Genomic DNA, 1,488 nt, shown 5'->3' with positions numbered 1-1,488 from the left:
CGGGGTGTTCCACCTCACGGCTTTGCATACCTGGGGCACAAGTCGAGTGATCAACGCATCGAGATGTTGCCCAACGTCGCGTTTCCATCCAGGCATCGCAGCAATATAAGCCTGCACTGGTGCGTCGCCATCAGCTTTAGCGATTTGTGGGTTGCCGCCAGAGAGAAGTCTCACGGGTGTTGTTTCCATGGTGCTAAACATGTGTGGGTGGCGCACTTGAGGTGATTCTTTTACATCAGATTATAGTCTCGGATTGTATTTCTATTGAACAGAAATAGCAATCTATGTATCCGATCGAGCAAAATAATATGCTAGGATGATAGAGGCCTTTCAGCACTGACTACAAGACGACGGCCATAAGTGGATTGAGACGTGCCTGCTTGTGACCAAAAGACACGCTCTTCTTCGGTGCGAGATTGAGCTTGCTTGCGGCGACAATAAAGAACCAGTGGAAAACCGATGAGCCGCTCGTAGAACCTTTTTGGCTTGGGTTCACTGACGTTATGAAGCACGATATTTGTGAATCCGTTGAGCCTCATGTATAAATACAGTTGTGGGAAAGACCATGGCATGATGTGCATGTGTGTGCCTGTGGCAATTCGACCTGTAAGGCATGGGAAACTCGGAAAAAAGCCTCGCAGGAAAAACTTAAGTCGCGATTCAGGATACCAGATATTTGGGGTTGTGACGATTAGTTTGCCTCCAGGCACCAGATGTGAATAGGCGGTCTTAAAGAAAAGATTGGGATTTCCTAGATGTTCTATGCCCTCGCAAGAGACAATAGCTTCATAAAGCGGCAAATCTTCAGGAATGCCCAAATCAAGATCGGCACAAAGAAATGTGTGATATGTCGCGCTGTATGTCTGGCTTATGTCTGTGGCGGTGTGTGTGTGGGGGGGGGTAAAAAGATCTATGCCATCTAATTTACATTTGTAGTGGAGAGCATCTTTTAGCCATCCGCTACCAGAGGGTGCGTCGAGTATTGTTGCCGGACGCCATTGATTGAGTAGGTCAGAGACTACGGGTTGATAAGGTTTCGGCATAGTATGGCTATGTAACAAAGAATCTTTGCGTAGGCTTAGAGGCGGAATGTGGACTGTTCAACCTTTAATTCAAGATAAATCAATCATTGATTCAAAATCAGAACAGTGAGCCGATGTTGTGGTATATCATGGAGAGAACCTGGCTTGTAGTTCGTAACAGGGCAGAAGTTTCGCGTGCAAAACAAGACAAAAATTGAAATCCTAGATCTTTGACTTAAGAATAAACTCTCTCATGCCCGACCGTTGCTGGATTTATATCGCCACTCTTTTTACCCTCTTGGCCAGTCTCTATGCGGGACACAAAGCTTATTCCAAGCCCACATCCATCCATTCTCCCCTTCTCCGCGCGCTGCTTCTTTTCGCTCTGCTTGCCCAAACTCTCTTCCTGCATTTCCGCGGACAATCCCACGGTCATTGCCCAACGACTAACCTCTTTGAGACACTC

The 1,488-nt window shown here is 46.9% G+C and carries 3 protein-coding genes; 1 reads left to right on the top strand and 2 read right to left on the bottom strand.

Translation table 11 applies throughout. The features are described from left to right. On the bottom strand, window positions 1-189 hold a 189-nt coding region (locus tag NZM04_10020), incomplete at its 3' end, for a hypothetical protein (GenBank protein MCS7064354.1). A 122-nt stretch (window positions 190-311) separates the two neighbouring features. Next, window positions 312-1,043 carry a methyltransferase domain-containing protein gene (locus NZM04_10015; GenBank protein MCS7064353.1) on the bottom strand — a complete coding sequence of 244 codons (732 nt, stop codon included), beginning with the start codon at window positions 1,041-1,043 and terminating at the stop codon, window positions 312-314. A gap of 232 nt (window positions 1,044-1,275) precedes the next feature. Here NZM04_10015 and NZM04_10010 point away from each other — a divergent pair. Continuing rightward, a partial coding sequence (locus NZM04_10010) for a hypothetical protein (protein MCS7064352.1) occupies window positions 1,276-1,488 on the top strand: 213 nt, incomplete at its 3' end.

This window comes from Candidatus Methylacidiphilales bacterium, assembly GCA_025056655.1.
GTDB lineage: Bacteria > Verrucomicrobiota > Verrucomicrobiia > Methylacidiphilales > JANWVL01 > JANWVL01.
The sequence above is the reverse complement of the archived record's forward strand: the minus strand, read 5'-3'. Positions and strand labels throughout refer to the sequence as shown.

What these genes read in the sequence shown, in the direction of transcription:
- NZM04_10015 (MCS7064353.1), bottom strand. Translation starts at nt 1,043, where the DNA reads ATGCCGAAACCTTATCAACCCGTAGTCTCTGACCTACTCAATCAATGG.